This is a genomic window from Coprococcus sp. TF11-13 (assembly GCF_003481085.1).
Lineage (GTDB): Bacteria > Bacillota > Clostridia > Lachnospirales > Lachnospiraceae > Coprococcus > Coprococcus aceti.
Window position 1 is genome coordinate 13330 of sequence record NZ_QUKK01000007.1, and the last position, 15143, is coordinate 28472.

Annotated in this window: 15 protein-coding genes; 3 read left to right on the forward strand and 12 right to left on the reverse strand. The window is 38.3% G+C overall.

The annotated features are described in order from the left end of the window. Positions 1-48 precede the first annotated feature (48 nt). From DXD11_RS11425 to DXD11_RS11435, 3 genes are read left to right on the forward strand one after another with little or no spacing between them, the layout of a single operon-like run. Positions 49-498, forward strand: a complete 450-nt coding sequence (locus DXD11_RS11425) for a hypothetical protein (protein ID WP_004843525.1) — start codon at positions 49-51, stop codon at positions 496-498. Then, positions 499-2439 carry a DUF1430 domain-containing protein gene (locus DXD11_RS11430; RefSeq protein ID WP_005608344.1) on the forward strand — a complete coding sequence of 647 codons (1941 nt, stop codon included), beginning with the start codon at positions 499-501 and terminating at the stop codon, positions 2437-2439. After that, positions 2436-3044, forward strand: coding sequence for an ATP-binding cassette domain-containing protein (locus DXD11_RS11435; RefSeq protein WP_005608342.1), 609 nt, complete (start codon positions 2436-2438; stop codon positions 3042-3044). The genes DXD11_RS11430 and DXD11_RS11435 overlap by 4 nt, the downstream gene beginning before the upstream one ends. 151 nt (positions 3045-3195) lie before the next feature. Here DXD11_RS11435 and DXD11_RS11440 read toward each other — a convergent pair whose 3' ends face one another. From DXD11_RS11440 to DXD11_RS11500, 12 genes are all read right to left on the reverse strand, one after another. Continuing rightward, positions 3196-3432, reverse strand: a complete 237-nt coding sequence (locus tag DXD11_RS11440) for a DUF6061 family protein (protein WP_004843528.1) — start codon at positions 3430-3432, stop codon at positions 3196-3198. Positions 3433-3730: 298 nt separating this feature from the next. Further along, positions 3731-4249 carry a DUF6144 family protein gene (locus DXD11_RS11445; RefSeq protein WP_118758421.1) on the reverse strand — a complete coding sequence of 173 codons (519 nt, stop codon included), beginning with the start codon at positions 4247-4249 and terminating at the stop codon, positions 3731-3733. A 39-nt stretch (positions 4250-4288) separates the two neighbouring features. Further along, positions 4289-5152, reverse strand: coding sequence for an AraC family transcriptional regulator (locus DXD11_RS11450; protein WP_117551434.1), 864 nt, complete (start codon positions 5150-5152; stop codon positions 4289-4291). A 207-nt stretch (positions 5153-5359) separates the two neighbouring features. Further along, the gene (locus DXD11_RS11455; protein ID WP_015554548.1) at positions 5360-5908 is read right to left on the reverse strand and encodes a hypothetical protein; all 549 of its coding nucleotides are present in this window, start codon (positions 5906-5908) and stop codon (positions 5360-5362) included. A 23-nt stretch (positions 5909-5931) separates the two neighbouring features. Beyond that, the gene (locus DXD11_RS11460; RefSeq protein WP_118235345.1) at positions 5932-6450 is read right to left on the reverse strand and encodes a cysteine hydrolase family protein; all 519 of its coding nucleotides are present in this window, start codon (positions 6448-6450) and stop codon (positions 5932-5934) included. 256 nt (positions 6451-6706) lie between these two features. Beyond that, a complete protein-coding gene (locus DXD11_RS11470; protein ID WP_117875292.1) occupies positions 6707-7996 on the reverse strand; it encodes an ATP-binding protein in 1290 nt (429 codons plus the stop codon). Positions 7997-8240: 244 nt separating this feature from the next. Next, positions 8241-9194, reverse strand: coding sequence for a hypothetical protein (locus DXD11_RS11475; RefSeq protein WP_118758422.1), 954 nt, complete (start codon positions 9192-9194; stop codon positions 8241-8243). 55 nt (positions 9195-9249) lie between these two features. Then, positions 9250-9819 carry a hypothetical protein gene (locus DXD11_RS11480; RefSeq protein ID WP_147360982.1) on the reverse strand — a complete coding sequence of 190 codons (570 nt, stop codon included), beginning with the start codon at positions 9817-9819 and terminating at the stop codon, positions 9250-9252. Positions 9820-9853: 34 nt separating this feature from the next. After that, positions 9854-10315, reverse strand: a complete 462-nt coding sequence (locus DXD11_RS11485) for an NUDIX hydrolase (RefSeq protein WP_117875288.1) — start codon at positions 10313-10315, stop codon at positions 9854-9856. Between the two features lie 198 nt (positions 10316-10513). Beyond that, complete coding sequence (locus tag DXD11_RS11490) at positions 10514-12478, reverse strand: oleate hydratase (protein WP_118758423.1); 1965 nt, start codon at positions 12476-12478, stop codon at positions 10514-10516. Between the two features lie 150 nt (positions 12479-12628). Next, the gene (locus DXD11_RS11495) at positions 12629-14479 is read right to left on the reverse strand and encodes a GGDEF domain-containing protein (protein ID WP_118758424.1); all 1851 of its coding nucleotides are present in this window, start codon (positions 14477-14479) and stop codon (positions 12629-12631) included. Between the two features lie 61 nt (positions 14480-14540). Then, the gene (locus DXD11_RS11500) at positions 14541-15101 is read right to left on the reverse strand and encodes a TetR/AcrR family transcriptional regulator (protein WP_117550511.1); all 561 of its coding nucleotides are present in this window, start codon (positions 15099-15101) and stop codon (positions 14541-14543) included. Between the last annotated feature and the right edge of the window lie 42 nt (positions 15102-15143).

Consider the following 15143-nt stretch of genomic DNA (forward strand, 5'->3'; position numbering starts at 1 on the left):
GCTGAGTGGTTGAAATTCCAACCACTCTTTTTTGTGGAGTGTATATAAATGAAGAAAAAAATAAAATATATAGGAATTGTTTTGGTTATTTTGTTCTGTTGCTATAATTTATTTTGGTACTTCGGGAGTTATAAACCATATAACGAATTTCAGAAAGACTTCCCTGAAATAGAAGAATCTGGAGTAAAAATTTACACAGATAAAGATGGATTCCAGTATAGTGTGTCTGTCCCTGATTATTTGCTTTGGAATGGAAATCTTGCGATAGCTGAGTCAGATGTTCGATATGCACTAATTATTTGGATAAAACCATTTCACCAAGGAATAAGTCAAGGCGTGCTATTTAATGACTATAAGGATTTGAATACTCAAATTATGTTGTCAAGTAGCAAAAAAGCTGAAGATCAAGAAGATCAATGGATTGTTGATGAAAATAGCACAATATTGACTACGATATTTGAAAAAGCAAATAAAGTATGGAATCTGGGGTTGAAATAAATGAAAGCAATTAAAAACTTATGTTTGTTTTGTTTCCTGATTTTTGGAATACTTATGCAATCTGAAATATTTCAAGATCAGCTTTGGAACTTTTCTACAGCATATTTTACGTCATCACGCTATGAAGTTGCTAGTGAAGATATGTCGCAGTTTCTGAAAGATGTATCAGAAACTGCAACGGAGAATGATGTACATATTTTTTCTCAGTACAATGAAATCAATAATAAATACCTTTCAACACTTCATATTTATGGCGATGATAAAGTAATCAGACAAACATTAAAAAATACTGCAAACATAGAAGAATCAGAATATACCGCTTTAGTTTCCGGAATTACGAAAGTAAAATTTCATAATCTCTCAGAATTGCAAAGTACCTCTGTGGGTTATGAAAACTTTATCTCATACATAGGAAATGAGGACAATATTATCTCTGCATATCAGAAATTATCAGAAAAATATAGCTTAACTTATCCAGAATATTGGAATTCTACGGAAAAGGACATGATTTTTATTATATGGGGTATGATTATTGCATTGATGATTGTTCTAAATGTAATTGAAGTGGTTAGGCGAAAAAAAGAGGTTGTTGTACGAGTTTCCTTAGGAGAAAGTGCTGGTTTCATAGCATTTAAGGCTGCTTTATTCGATGTAACTTTTGACATTGCATTATTTATTGTTGCAAAAATATTGCTGTCAAATTATATATCGGGAGCATATGAGAATAGACTCGTCACAATTTTATATTCCATTGGAATTATTCTTTCCACTATTCCATATTGTTCTTTTTGCTTTTTTGATATTAGAAAGGCATTCGCAAATGCAACACACAAAAGAGGAGTGGATTTTTTAATTTATTCGTTAAAATTTATAGCAGGGGTAGCCGCTGTTTTTACAATTACCACTAATATTAGTAGTATTCATAATAACCTATTTACAAATGAACATTTGTTAGAAGAATATTATGATGCAAATTATTTTACCGTAAAGACTACTGATTTTAATGCTGAAAAAGAAGAAGCTTTTTGGAATAAACTATACAAGAATGAATATAACACATTAAAGCCTGTAATATGCTTGAATATTTTAAATGATAAAAATGATGTGATATATGTAAATAATCATGCAAAAGATATGTTACAAGGTTTTACGAAGCAGATAAATGCAGTAGAGAATGAATCTTCTGATTTGATTATTTTCATTCCAAAGAATAGATATTTTGCTAAAAACAAGCAATTAGCCTATGACTCCTTGAGCCATGTTTTAAATCATGATAATTTACAACAATTAAATATTCAGTACATAGAGTATAGCGAAACAGAATACTTTTCCTATTTAGATACAAGTAGAATAAATGGTATCGAAAAAAGCAAAAATCCGATAATTATTTATCAGGCAAACAAAGATTTAGCAGTCAATGGTGGGTATCTTGAAAGCTATAAAGCAGGAGCAGTTTTATTTCAATGTGATGAAAAACAGCTAAGAAATATCAGCAAAAAGTATGAAGATATGCTTGGAAATTATCAGCTAGTAATTACAAACGTACATGAACAGTATTTATATAATCACACATTTTTAATAAAACTCGTGGGATTTTTAAGTTCTCTTTGTACGATTGTATTGCTTTTAAATATTATGATTATTGTTACAGTAAGTAGACTAGAGTTCCGAGAAAATGCAATGAAAATTTCCTTGATGAAAATCTTTGGATATAGTTTATTTGAACGGCACAAAACACTTCTTAAAATGATTGTAGTGGAAAATTTTGTGATATTAGTAGGTATGCTTATCTATTCTTTATTATCGGTACAGACTGAAGTAGGAATTAGCATTCTTGTTAGTTCATTTATGGCACTAATAGAATTTACAATTATTTTCTTTAATATCACAATTGTTGAAAAAACAAACATACCGAAATCATTAAAAGGAGGTTGCTTATGATAACAATTGAAAATCTATGCAAAGCATATAATGATAAAATTTTGTTCAAAAATTTTCATTTGGAAATTCCAGATAGCCGTTTTTTGGTAATTAGTGGCGAAAGTGGATGCGGAAAAAGTACTTTACTTAATATGATTGGAGGTATTGAAACTCCTGACAAAGGTTCTATTATTGTGAATGGTTTTGATGTGGCAAAAAAAGGAAAAAAGCAGAAATATTTCAAAGAAGTTGTTGGATTTTTATTTCAAAATTTTGCCCTTTTGGAAAACAAAACAGTAAAAGAAAATCTAGAAATAATAAAAAAATCAGGTAGAACGGATATTTCAATAAATGAAGCTCTTGAAAAAGTTGGTTTACAGAAAGTAATTAACAAAAAAGTCTATCAATTATCTGGTGGCGAACAGCAGAGAGTTGCGTTAGCTCGTTTAATGCTAAAGAAATGTTCGATTGTATTAGCAGACGAACCAACTGGTTCCTTAGACAAAAAAAATAGTGAGATTGTTATGAATATATTGCATGAGTTAAGTGAACAGGGAAAAACAGTTATTGTTGTAACTCATAGTGAAGAAATTGTAGCACAAGAAAAGCATGTTCTATATTTATAATTACCCATAATAGAAGAATATGTTCTTTCGGGAGACACCTCCTCTAAGAACATATTCTTTTGGTTAAAATTGATTATAAAGATACTTTTATTTCAGTATATTCGCTATATTGATGGGATATATATTTGCATATTATTTATATGGATAAGGATTATAACTCTAGTGAGTCTTCTGCATCTACCCACATCTGTAAATTACCCTCAAGATATAATCTTGCATATTCCAAAGGCTCATCCACAGCCAATGAAGTAAGCGCACATTCTGATCCGTATGTGGTTTTTAGATTTTTTTCAGCTTTCCAGCAATCAATGCGAAGCATATATCCGGCACTTGTGTAAACATCAATACTATCGTGATTTATGTTGTATTCTGCATAAATTGTTCTCATCGTATCTTATCTCCATTTTCTTTTAATAATCAGTTATAGAGTTAAATATCGAAAACATTTCAATCAGTTCACCATGTCGTTATTGTTATACTGTGTTATGAAATTTTCTTTCCCTTATTTTTTCCCATATTAAGGTTCATGAAAACCAATGTGAGAATATAACACAAGGGAAAGAGTAAGGGAAAGCTCACTTGCTACAAACTTAGTATTTTCAAGGGTTTGCGAAGAATTTGATAATTAAATATAACAGTTATTAAATTTCCTAAAATATGTGAAATATCAACTGAAATTTGTCTGTCTATACATAATCTGATATTTCAAATACACATTCAGAAGCTCCATTGACAATTGTATCAACAATAGTAACTGTTACACTCTTTTCAAAAACCTCAGAGAACAATCGCATATACCAACCAGCAGAACATTCACAATACTTTTTATTCATATGCTCAACTTTTTTAGGTATATTACAATAACATTTTTTGTATACAGCAATAATCTTTCCATCAAAAATATGTAAGTTCCTTCCGCCAATATCTGCTTCATTCAGAAGATTCAAAAATTCTGCTATATCGTTAGATTTAGCGTATAATTTTTTTGCTATTTTTATAGCATTGGTTGACAAGCAGCACCCACCACATTTTCGCATAGTATCAGTCATATATATCTTCATACTCTCAGTGGTATTTAAAAGCTCATTAATATATCTTGCCTGCTTAAGCGGTGTTGCATTTTCATCAATAATTCCAATCTCCGAACAAACCGCAAATGCATTTTCAGAATCCATATTATCTACTATTCTTTTGGCCTTATTCATATCATATCCTCGCAAGAATTTAACTAATTATTCTAAAATCTACTGTTCTTTTGATTTCACCGGCATCCAAATTTCGCAATAATAATTCTCATCCTGATTTCCTTTCGGATAATCACAAGGTGCGGTGTAGTATTCTATATTATACATTCCTGCAATTTCATAATCACTATTCCCAGGAAGCCATTCCTTAAAAATCTCTGTATTCACTTTTTGTAACGCTTCCGGCATAGATCCTTTACATGGAAATACTGCCCATGTATTTTCAGGAATAACTACCGTTTCAAATTCTTCCGGTATGTCTTTTGAAGGGATATAATCATCAGCAATCATGTACTTGAAGAATCCTTCCGGTGCTCCATCATCTAAACAGATTCCATACATACCACAAATATACTTACCGTTTCCCTTTTCATAATGCTCTGTCCAAAATTGTGGGCATTCTTTATACCCTTCTTCATTTTTAATAATTTTGGCACTTCCGACAACAGTAAATGCCGGTTTTTTAACAATTTTACATTCCATTTCAAATCCACCTTTCATAGATACATGTATTTTTAGAGGAAGGTAGTTTTTGAGTTCACCGTCTCCGGACTTCGCCTGTGCAGGCGTAATACCGTGAAATCTGGTGAAGGCTTTCGTAAAGCTGTCTGGAGAATCATAGCCATATTTCATTGCTACATCTATAACCTTAACACCATCTGTTTGCAAATCTCTGCCGGCAAGTGATAATCTTCTATTTCTTATATATTCGGATACCGTAATTCCACAAAGAATCGAAAACCCTTTTTGAAAATAAAATGGCGAAAGATTAATCTTTGCAGCAATTTTTTCCAGAGTAAGTTCATCTGTAAGATGTCCTTCAATATATTTGATTGATGAAGTGATATCTTCCAACCAGCTCATGCTTATTTACTCCTTCCTACAAAACACATCTTATCTCCAAAGCATATTTTTGTCCCGACATATTTTGCTCTCTTTTGTCCAATTACACAACTATCGCAGATATAATCACAAGGCATTCCTTTACATAAACAATTAGTAAAAATCAAATTCGTCTCTCGGTTAAACACACCAGCTTACTGGAATTTATCGCAATATTTCATTCTTGGATTATACTCGCTTATAGATAATTGGTTCATCATATCCAAAAGTTTTCTTTCCATTAACTTCCATGCTTTCAGATACCTCCAGACAACTATCAGAAAACTTTTCCCAAAGCTTAAATGTCATTACCGGTGAAAACTGGCTTGTACTGCCTCCTTCCCAGATTCCATCTTTCTCATGATAGAGCGCCGGAGTGAATTTTTCAGATTTTTTCAATTCAGTGTAGTCAGCATTTTTCATAGAATCATATGAAAACGTACTTTTATCTTCTCCTTCTGGTATTTCATAAGAATACAACACAATTCCGTCTTCTTTCTCTGTAATAAGGAAAAGATGTGGGGAAGCATGGCGTTTACCATTTGTCTCATAGTAGCTTTCTTCAACAACAAATTTACCATTAAAATCTTTAGGAAGGTTTAAAATTTTCTCATTACAGATTGTATTAATGTGTTCTGCATAAGGATATGTTTTCCCTTCTCTCTGCATATTATCAAACTGCTCTTTGTTATTAAAGTGTCCCGTCATCATATTAATAAAATTATCGAGCTTCATCATGCTTTTTACCTCCAAATTCCGATTTAACTTTCCATCAATTTAATTGCTTCATCAACGGATACACATGTAGCAAATCTCTTTGGCCACATCATATCATTGTAATATTTATATGTTTCTTCTCCAGTCATATAGTCGTTATCAAATGTTGAATTTGCCCCTTGTGGAACAATTACTTTATATCCTCTTTCAAAAGCAGATTTCACAGTTGCATCTATACAGAAGTTTGTCTGTAGTCCCACTATCATTAATGTATTATCATCTTTAACATAATCTGTAAAATCTTTATTTCCAAAACAACTATTGATATTTTTTATAAATATCTTTTCCCCTTCCTTGGGAATCACTTGTTCTGCAATTTCGAAGTCTTCATCACCGATTGAAAACCCCGTTCCTGGTCCATCATCATGTTGAAAATAGATAACCTCTATTTGATTATCTCTAGCTGCTTTTATAATTCTTATAGTATCATCAATAAACGCTTCAAAATTAAAAAGTCTACTATCTGTTATTCCTTTTTGTATATCTATCACAAGTAGTTTCATTCCTTTTTCCACGGATTTGCCTCCTCAAATTAAAACTTACTGCACTTTTTCACTTAGTTTTAATTCCCTATGGTTTCATATCAAACACTGAACCATGTTCCGGGAATGTTAATTATCATAAAATCTCTGCAACACGATCGCCAACTCTTCCGGAGCTTCTATGTTTGCTTCATGACCTGTTTTCGCAAGTTCATGGAAACAGGCGTTGTTCAAATATTGGCAAAGTTCTTTTATTGTTGCTCCTTCAAACCAAAATTTACAAATTACATACCGCATATAGTGGTATATTTACCATCCATTCCTGATCCATATACTTTAGAGTTGAAAAACGTACAGCTTTCTCAGGATGGAATTTATCGCAATATGCTTTTAGACTCTGCGACCTTATATTCGTTTCTGCCTTTACTTCAATAGGTATAATTGCAGCCTCTTTTTGGATCAAAAAATCCTGTTCAAACGTAGCTTTTTCTGTCCCATAGTAATATGGTGTGTACGGCGTATCTGAAATCAACTGCTGCAACACATATTGCTCTGTAAGCGCACCCTTAAATTCTATAAAAATATCATTTCCTTCCAATATGGATGTCGCTGGCAACTCACTTAATGCCCCCAACAATCCGACATCCAGCATAAACAATTTATACGCATTCATGCTTTGATATGCTTTTAGAGGCATATGAGGTTCATTTACACGATTAACTTTATAAATCAGTCCACAGTCAAGCAGCCATTGAATTGCTATTTCAAACTCGCTGCTACGAGCCCCCTTTTTTATCTGACCAAAAAAGAATTTTTTGTTTTCTTTTGCCAACTGCATTGGGATAGAATTCCACACCATTCTGATTCTTGGAAGCACCCTGCTTTCAATATGCTTTCCAAAATCCCCTTCATACTGTCTTAATATATCGCTTTGAATCTGCCTTACTTCTGTATAATCTTTGTCTAGTCGAAAAGCATCAACTACCGCAGGCATTCCTCCCGTGTAATAATAGTTTTTTAACCAGAAAAGGTATTTGTCAGAAAAATTATCAATAATGGAATAGTCTTTTATCTTTAATTCATCTGCCAGTTTTTTCTCGCCCATAGCATATAAAAACTCTCTAAAGTTAAGCGGATATAGATCCAACAAATCAACTTTACCAACCGGATACGACACTCCCTCATGAATTGCCACTCCCAGCAGTGACCCTGCTGCTATAATATGGTATTCTGGTGCTTCTTCGCAGAAATATTTCAAGGATTCTAAAGCTTTTGGTGTGTTCTGGATCTCATCAAGAATAATCAATGTATTCCCTGGAGTAATTGTTACTCCTGACTCAATATTTAAATTCATTATGATTCGTTCAATATCAAAATCATTTTCAAAAACCGCATTCATACGTTGGTTGTTATAAAAAGAAATGTATGCTGTTTTCTCATAACAGTTCTTTCCAAATTCCTTCATCAACCAGGTCTTTCCCACCTGTCTGGCTCCCATTATAATTAAAGGTTTTCTATTTTTCTTCCCTTTCCACTGTAACAGATCATTCATTGCAAATCGAAACATTATCACACCGTCCTTTCTCTGATAGTATACCACATTTTTTATGGTCTATTCTAGCATTGTTTCAGCACTTTTTCCGACCTTGTCGGCTTTGTCTTTGCATTTTTTCCGGCCTTGTATCGCTGTGATATCACATTTTTCCATTACTGGTAGTAAATTTGTTACGTTTTTAATAGCCACACATGTCGATTCTATCAAAATAAGAAGAAGTCCGGGTGTTCCCGGACTTCTATCGCACAATTCTACATTATTTTAAAAACCAGAAAAGCTTCCCGCCATATGGATTTTTCTTACTGAGCAACCGTGCTGAAGCTGCATGGAATAATAAAAATGCACCGCTTATGAGCGTCATCACCAGTTCAAACTGTGATAAGACTGACATGGAATTATCATTATAGCCTATATAAACATTCTTACTGCCCAGAATACTGCAATTTCCCTCATACCAGAACACATTGGCACCATTGACCGGTGAATCCGCCTTAATCTGCAGCACCGTATAAGTTGACCGAATGCCTTTCCCATAAAGTGATTTGTAATTTCTGACATCATTTCCGCTATATACCTTGACATGATTGGAGCTCAGCCGAGAACTTTGATATGTTACAGTTCCTGTTGTATGATTCTTCGCGCAGGCATATCCGACCACCTGCGTCATACCCGCCACAAAGAAAATCAAAGCAACTACAAGTGCCAAAATCTCAGCCGTATAGAATGCATTCACCAATTTGCTCTTCGTTTCTATCTCCTCATCACGACTCCATGGTTTACTACGGAAATTGCGAATTGCTGATGGCAACAGGCAGATTGCGCCAACCAACCCCAGCAAGGATAAAATCAAACATATAAGTACCGGTGTCTTTGTTCCGATAATCAGGTCTGCGTTCACTCCCTGTTCTGTCGATTCATCCATAAATGTGATGTTACCACTTACCAGCACCTTTTCATCCTGTTTTAGATGTGACTTGCTTCCGGGATAATAATAGTGGAAGAATATCGTTCCTCCATCCTCTCTGGCTCCGTCTACCTTCAATACTGCATAGTCGCTTGTCCCATGCATGTCTGCACTCACAACCGTTGCTGACAATGCATTCGATGAAAGCAAAGAAAATCTCGGCACACAATAAAACGCAGTCACAACAAACAATACGACACACACAATGGCAATCACCATATTTGAAACATTCTTTTTGTAAGTCATATATAATCCTCCATTCTTGTGGGCATTCTTGTGGGGACGTTCCTTTTGTCACGAATCACTTTCCAAGCAAACCTTTTACTCCTTTTACTATCACAAATATTCCAACTGCCAGAAATATTCCCTCCATCACGATTGGCATTATATAAGCCGACAAAGATACCGTGCCTGAATCCCTGTTTGCCATGAGAACTAAGATATTGCCACCTATCATGAGCAGAGCTGAAAATGTGAACATCCCCCCTACCGCGATCATGACTATATTTCCCGCAATATTCCTTCCCTTTTGTACAGTTCTTATGGTCGTGTCTATGCCCTCTTTATGTTCTCTGTAGAAATCCGTGACCGGATTGTCCACTGCACCATTTCCATCCCAGGACATCGCCATACGCGCATTTGCCTCATACTGGTACTGCGAAGATCTGCCGCGATCTTGCACTTCAGGTGCTTTGCCATTCTTCACCGCTATATAATCCTTCACGCTCTTTACCATCGCGACTATTCCCATAATGCCAAATAGGCTAAGCACAATTCTCGGTACACTTATGACATGTACATCATCTCCAAGAAGGGGAATTATTCCCCATCCCATGCAAGACACTATAAATCCCAGTGCTGTTTTTCGCAATTATATTTCCCTTCACTATATCTCATATTCATTATCAATAGAATTCCAGCCTGTGCTCCACCAGCTCGCTTCCCTCATATACGAGCTTGAGTGAGAAAAATCTCTTCTCTCCTTCAAGCAGCAGTTTCAGAAATATCGCATCCCCGCTCCACGTCGGAAGTATTGGCACGATTTCTTTATCTATCCATTGAAGATCCCCCTCATCGCATATCTGAACTTCCCCATCAAATCCATCTGCGGTGAACAGGCACATAAGCTCATTCTCACACTCATTGCTGATAAATGTCACCAGCCCTCTGAATCTGTACGATGTAAGCGTAAGTCCCGTCTCCTCCTTTATCTCCCTCAGAAGGCAGTCCTCAGGGCTCTCACCCTCCTCGGCATGTCCACCTACACCGATCCATTTGCCTTTATTAATGTCCTTCTCCTTCTTTGTCCTGTGGAGCATCAGGTATCTTCCATCTTTCTCTATGTAACAAAGTGTTGTCATCTTCATATTAACCTCCCAGGAACGTCCCTTCTTATTCAATATCCAAAAGTATATTTTTATACACGGGAAAAGTCAATTTATTTTCCAGTGGGGACGGAGGGGACAGGTCCCTCCGTCCCCACTGTCTTCACCACATAAAAAGTTCCATGCATCTGCACCGTGCAGACACATGGAACTTTCTTATTACTCTATATTAACTTCAACCTACAGCATACCCTCTTTGATGATGTCGTGGTCTCTCAGCACCTTCTCGATCACCGTGCCCTGGATCTTCTTCAGTATAGGTCTCTTGAGCTTGTTCAGTGGTCCGAGATTTATCTCAAGCGGAGATTTGCCATCCATGAGTTTCACGCTGCTGTCCAGCAGTTCACGGATATCGTACACACTTCCCCAAACTTCAGGAACACCTCTGTCCACACCGAGTAGTCCATACACCGCCTCCATGGCAGTTCTGACGGAATACTCTGTGGTGAACACTGTGTCTCGAGGAGTGTCGGCGAACTGTCCAAGGAATGCAAAGTTGGTACATCCGTCCGGAATTACGTCCGGTCTGTCACCCTTTGCTCTAGGCATGAAGAACGCGGTGATATACGGCATCATAGTTGGCACACAGACTGCGCTGTTTGTCGCCAGTTCCTCGATCTCATCCTCTGGAACCCCAAGGTGATACAGCCACTCCTCCGTGATCTCCTTACCTGTGCAGTCCTTCATAGGCTTCTTGATATAATCGCCCGGAACATCTGTGAACAGGCCATATACCCATACACACACCTTATCCTTGTCCTGGGTCTTGAACTGTCCCTGTCTGTTGATGGTCCAGCTCATCAGCCAGCTTGAATCCTGACAGCTCACAATACCACCCGTGACAACCTTTCCGGTTCTAGGGTCACGCTTGCAGATATCCACGATGTATGGGATGATTTTGTCGTCAAGCGTTGTAACTGTGGCTGACTCCCAGTTTGTCTTTGATATATCAGAGCAGAACTTCTCCGGATGGCCAAATGAAGGATCCTGCGCGGCTATGTTCTTCCACAGGCTCCAGCAGCCGCTTGTTCTCACCTCTGCATCACCATTTGGCGCATGGTTCTGATCGCCGTAGATAGTCCCCTCCGTGCAGCTTCCATTTGTGACAAATACAAGATCGTTCTCAGTGAGCGGAATACCCTTCTCAGCTCCATTTACCCTGCACTCGATGGTCTTTGCTATCTTCTTGCCGTCTCTCATATCAAATATGACATTTGTGACCTCCGTATTGTACTGGAATGTCACGCCCGCATCCTCAAGATACTTCACCATAGGAAGGATCAGCGACTCATACTGGTTGTACTTTGTGAACTTGAGTGCTGAGAAATCCGGAAGTCCTGAGATGTGATGTATGAATCTCTGGAAGTAGAGTTTCATCTCCAGTGCACTGTGCCAGTTCTCAAATGCGAACATCGTCCTCCAGTACAGCCAGAATGTTGAATCAAATACCTCATCGTCGAATACATCCTCTATCGTCTTGTCATACAGATCCTCATCCCTTGTCATGAAGAGCTTCATGATCTCCATGCAGCCCTTCTGGCTCAGATTGAATTTGCCATCTGTGTGGGCATCCTTGCCTCTGTTCACTGTTGCTCTGCACAGTGAGTAATTTGGATCCTCCTTGTTCAGCCAGTAATACTCGTCAAGAACCGATACCCCTGGTGTCTCTATGGAAGGTATACTTCTGAACAGATCCCACAGGCACTCGAAATGGTTCTCCATCTCACGTCCACCTCTCATGACGTAGCCTCTGGCAGGATCAAATATTCCATCGCACGCACCGCCCGCTATATCCATAGCCTCAAGAATATGGATATGTGAGCCCGGCATCTGTCCGTCACGTACAAGGAAACAAGCTGCTGCCAGTGATGCAAGACCACTTCCCACTATATATGCGTTCTTGTCATCCACACCCTCCGGCTTTCTCGGTCTGGCAAATGCCTCATAGTTACCATTTGTATAATAGATTCCCTTACTGTTCTTCTCATGCTTTCCGCGCTCCGTATTGCGGTACTCAGCATGTTCAGCCGCAGCCTTCTCCTTCTGAACTTTTGCCTTATTACGATTTTTAACTGTGAGAGCTGCTGCTCCTGCGCCGGCTGCTGCCACCGCTGCTATCCCGATTCCCAATTTCTTCTTTGACATAAGCAATTCTCCTTTCAGTCTGCCGTCTATTTCCATCTCATGTCCCTATAATAGCTTACCCAATTTTTATTTCATATTTACAAAAAAAGTGGAATGATAAAAATTTTATCATTCCACTCATTTTGTATAACTTTATATTGCATATGTACTCTAGTGATACCTTCTGTCGACGCCCTTCTGCCTGTAATATGCCGCCTTGTTCTCGTACATTCTCTCATCTGCAGCCTTTACTATCTCGTCAAATGACTCCCAGTCCTTCTCATCACTTGACACATAGCCACATGATATTGATATGGACTTCACCAGCTGTCCGGACCATCCACCTACAACGTCATCAAATTCCTGCTGCACTCTCTTCAGCCTCCTGGTATTTACAAAGATGATAGCTGCAAATTCATCACCGCCCATCCTGTACACCTTACCATAGTTTCCAAAACACTGCTCCATACACTCGGCAGCACCCTGAAGCAGTTCATCTCCAGCCGCATGTCCCAGGGTATCATTCACTGGCTTAAGCCCATTTACATCCATGGACACATACACATATACAGAATCTCCCGGCAGCTCCCTGACATCATCTATATATGCGCTCCTGTTATAACATTTTGTGAGCTCATCTGTATAAGACCGTCTTATCAGCTTCTGCTCCCGTTTCTTATCTTCATCTATGTTTCTGGTGGTAAATATGACTTTTAAAGGACGTCCGTCCTCGTCAACATCTATCGATATAAATGACAGTCTGAACCATCCAAGATCCTTCACCATGAACTCACCTGATACAATCTTTTTCTTGATCAGTCTGTCCCCCAGACTATCCAGATCCATGAATTCCTGGGCACTTGCCTGATGTTCATCCACAACCACCTTATGAACGATCTTCCTCATAAGTTCCTTCGCCCCTGCTGCCCGCTCACCAGCCCTAAGTATCAGGTCTCCTGCGGTATAGAGGGCAAATGTATCATGCCTAAGATCAAGCATATGCATGCTGTAATACATCCCCGACATGGATGTCAATATTGACAGCTGTTCATTTCTCTCCCGATTCGCATGTATCACCTTCATCACCATGCTTACCACCAGGCCGGCGGCAAAACACAGATACAGTGCCATGATAACCATGATTGCCATATTACTCCGGCTATTCACATCCATTCTATATATGACCCCGATCACATACTCTCCGGATCTTCGGAATACACATCTGTTTCTAAATCCATTAATCCTTCTTATGCCTGTAAAACTGTCTTCATCGTCCGGCAGCATATCATCAGTCACCGAAATGCCGATCTCATCAAGAGTAAGCCCTACTACCGGTTCATATGAACATCCATATATTTCTCCCGATTCGCCATCTGCCACTACAACACTCAGTCCATCATACATAGGCATATTGGCAACCACCGTGGATATCTCATTCTGTTTTACTTCATTCAGAAGTCTTCTCGGCTCGATTCCAACCTGTATCATCTTGGTTCCATCGTCGTTCCATGTTATTGCATACATCATCTTCTTACCCTTTGATGTGTTCGGAGTGACATCCTGACACATGGTGAGATTCTTATCATCCAGCATAGGCTTAAAATACGCCATCTGCTCCCCGGAATCAAAGCTATATCCAAAATATTCGGGATTGGTACCAGCATATATCACGCCATCCGTATTAAACAAATGCACCTCATCAACAGATATAAGTGCAGCAATCTTGCGGAGCTCCTCCACATCATTTGCCACCTCAGGCTTTGCATCAACTATATACGCCACAGCCTTAGCCCTGACCATATAATCTTCCTTGAGGGAGTCTATCAGATCTTCCTCACTTGCCTTATTCTTCTCGATTATATTGCTGACCTGATCCAACAGCACCTGCGAGGTCCTGTCAAAACCCCTGTTATTGATAAAGCTGAGTATGACCGCCTGGATGACCATCGCAACCAGCACGATTCCCCCCGTTATCAATATTATCCCTGGCAATCTCTTTTTCATATCTGATGTTTGACTCATAAGCGCTCTCCCCGCATATCTCACAGTAATAGATTTCTTTATCCTGATCCGTCCTATGCTTTTACATCTCGATTTCAAAATTATGAATAGAATTTGCTATATTTCCACGAAGCGTGGTGCTAAGCTGCTCCACTATTTTATGATAATCGTCCTTCATCCCCTTGTCTACCCAGTCAAGCATAATCCCCACAAATCCATACTTGTAAAAGTCTGCTATGAACTGCTTATCAGCCTCCGAGAGGTTATCCCCTTCGCATTTCTCTTCTACTACATCCGCTATGAGCTGATACGACAGCTTATACAGATAGTTTTCTATCTTAGCCTTATCCACCGACCTGTATATATTTGCGATAAATGGCTTGTTCTCCAGCACAGCCTCAAACACCTGTATCATGCCCTCCTGCCAGGTATCGTAGGTCTTCTTATCCTTCAGTGCCTGCTTGCCATCCTCTATGCACACCCACTCGGCAAGCTCATATATATCCTGAAAATGATAATAGAATGTCATCCTGCTTATCCCGCAGTCTCCGGTGAGATCCGCTATTGTTATCTTGTCAAATGGCTTGTCCTTAAGAAGCTTTTTCAGAGATACCTCAAGTGCTTTTTTAGTTGAATTTGCCATGCTTACCTCCTGTTATCCAAGTTGTACATATCATCCTTATAA